Raw genomic sequence first — 2,719 nt, forward strand, 5'->3', positions numbered from 1 at the left:
AATGAATGTTGGTGTTGGCAACTCAAAATGAAAGGCGTTATGTTATAACTTCAAAATAATGGGTGGCTATGTATTTAGCCAAACAGGCAAAGTCAGCAAGGCAGATATGGCATTGAGCATGATAGCCAGGCTGTACCGAATTGAAACGAAAATACAATCACTCAGTCTTGAAGAGCGACTGTATTTTAGGCGCACGCACTCACGTGCCCAACTGGCACTATTTAAGCAATGGCTGGATAAATCAGCGGAGCAAGTGTCAAAGCAAAGCGCCCTGGGCCAAGCCATACACTACAGTCTCAATCAATGGTCAAAGCTCAGTCGTTACGTAGAAGACAGCCGACTCAATATAGACAACAACCGTGCAGAACGCGCAGTAAAACCATTTGTGATAGGGCGTAAGAATTGGCTGTTTAACCACAATCATCGTGGTGCAAAGGCCAGTGCTATTTTGTACAGCATAATAGAAACGGCCAAAGCCAATGGGCTAACGCCATTCGATTACATTGAACACTGTTTAGAACAAGTATCTCACCCTAATTGCGTCCTCAATAGCCTTTTACCCTGGCGCGTTAATCTAAGCAAGGCGTAGTTCACCGGACGCTTACTCTTAACATGAGTTAGTGAAATAACATACCTTTAATTAATACAGTGCTCAGTTGTACTCAGCACTATGTTGATACTTGGTTTATATGCTTCTGGCGAGTTTTAAGAATTTATCAATTTCTATTCGGATGCGGGAGTTAGGGGTGATGTCTAACTTATCAATGCCATCGTCCTTATTGATCTTTTCTATAGTCTTGCTTTGCCAATTTGATCTAACTTTCATTTGTGCCTTTTCGGCAAAAGCCTCGGCATATTTTACGTCAGCTTCATTGCAGTATCTTTGCGTTACCCAGTTGATAGTGTAGTAATCAGCATTAGTTTCTTTGTCGGTGTGTTTTACTAGATCGAAGTAATAAGGCATGAAGTCAACTTCATTGTTACTAGTGTAATGTCGGCTCAATAAGAAGTAGACACTCTCTGAATTGACTTCAATGGTTATTTCAGGGTAAATACGCTTGATTTCATCGGCTAAATGCTCAAAGGAGGAATAGTCTTGGACGCAATCTAATACATCATGGGAGGCTTGTAGAATGAGTAAAAGTTCATTGAGCTCACTATCATTGTGAATATTTTGTTCTAAGGCGATAGTGTTGAAATAAGTTGCAGGAGAGACATCGATTAATCTGATTTTCTTACCGTTTACCGTTACTGATTCATTGGCTAATGTTTCTAGTAGTGAGGCATGGTTGTGTGCCAATAATTTCGCATATTTAGTGAGGTCTTTATCTGATTTTTCAGTCTGTTCATCCCACTCACCAAACACATAGGCTTGAATGTCTTTTAATATGCCTTCTTGTCTAGCAGGTAATGCTTCTAATTCTAGTAGCCTTTTAATTGCGGTAACTATCCACTCATCATCTAACTGTACAAATGCATGGTGCATTTGCTCGCCATGATTTTGTTTGTGGCTGTCAGATAAAATATAATAACGCTGCCAATTCGGGTAGTGGGTTTCAGCCCAGTCAAAATAAGCAGGGAGCTGACCTGTATGCGCTTTGCTGCCGTCTTTACGTTCAATCAAAATGAGGGTTTTTGTTGCTGCATCTGCGAGCAGTAAATCAATTCTTTTGTTGTTGGTGATCACCAATTCTTGCATCAAGGTAACTTGCTTAAAGCTTTTTACTGATAACTCATATGCTTGTGGTAGGCCTGCTACCTGTTCAGGTGTAGAATTGCGATAATAAGCTGCGAGTAATGCCTTGATAAAATAGTCTTGCTGTAGGTGCCCCTCACGAGGGGAGAGTAGCCATTGCAAAATACCTGATTTACGATTTTCATCAAAATCGACATACCCATCCAGATAAGTTACGGCTTTGAATCGCTGGTAAAAGGCGAGGTAATTAGGATCTTGAAAGAAGTTGTTTAAGTCCGATTTGAGTTTTAGGTATAGCGGTTCCATTGATAACCTTTTAATTAAATTAAGTATTTAATGGAATGAATTGCTTGGTGATATTTAAGATAGGGATTACAAATAATGATTAGTGTGCAGGTAAAATAGTAGCTCATACATGAGTCTAAGATGCTTGCTTCGTCCCTGATTTTTGGTTCATTGACAGTTGTATTCCATTTGTCTAATGCAAAATTACCCTACAGTGGTTAATACCGCAAGTAGCTAATTACATTTATTTTTAATCAATGCTTTGGTCAGCTTCTGCATCAGTAAATTGATAACGCTGGTTGAGTGACTCTGCTGATGCTTTATATGCGTGGTCAGTTTCAAAGTAAACTTGGATATATGGTGAATATTCAAACTCTGTCTAAATAAAATAGCTGCAAAAATATTTTCATTTTAATCTCATGAGTTCTTTATTATGCTACCCGCCTAAATCATTTATTTCCAAAAATTAGTTAGGGGAAGAACATGTTTATACTTCAAATGTTTTAGTTATCTAATGGTTTGTAGTGGCATAGTGAATCTGGCCACTGATTTGCAGTTGAACGCACTCTTAGAATAGAAAACTTATCGTAAATTTTTCAAGATTACATTAATTAGTAACTCGGAAATGTCCAAAAGTGGGTTAGGGCGACTAAGTCGTTTCTGCCCCAAAACGTGTTTGAAATGGATATCTCTCGAGGTTTAGTCATTTGTATTTACCCTCAATAATCTAATATCACC

The 2,719-nt window shown here is 38.6% G+C and carries 2 protein-coding genes; one reads left to right on the top strand and one right to left on the bottom strand.

Going from position 1 to position 2,719, the window contains the following annotated elements; translation table 11 throughout:
- Nucleotides 1–58: 58 nt before the first annotated feature.
- A complete protein-coding gene (locus Q4557_RS19590; RefSeq protein ID WP_303414993.1) occupies nt 59–589 on the top strand; it encodes a transposase in 531 nt (176 codons plus the stop codon).
- 96 nt (nt 590–685) lie between these two features.
- Here the strand turns inward: Q4557_RS19590 and Q4557_RS19595 are convergent, their stop codons facing one another.
- Complete coding sequence (locus Q4557_RS19595; RefSeq protein ID WP_303414995.1) at nt 686–2,002, bottom strand: PD-(D/E)XK nuclease family protein; 1,317 nt, start codon at nt 2,000–2,002, stop codon at nt 686–688.
- Nucleotides 2,003–2,719 lie beyond the last annotated feature (717 nt).

This window comes from Shewanella sp. 5_MG-2023 (genome assembly GCF_030547465.1).
GTDB lineage: Bacteria > Pseudomonadota > Gammaproteobacteria > Enterobacterales > Shewanellaceae > Shewanella.

What these genes read in the sequence shown, in the direction of transcription:
- Q4557_RS19590 (WP_303414993.1), top strand. Translation starts at nt 59, where the DNA reads ATGGGTGGCTATGTATTTAGCCAAACAGGCAAAGTCAGCAAGGCAGAT.
- Q4557_RS19595 (WP_303414995.1), bottom strand. Translation starts at nt 2,002, where the DNA reads ATGGAACCGCTATACCTAAAACTCAAATCGGACTTAAACAACTTCTTT.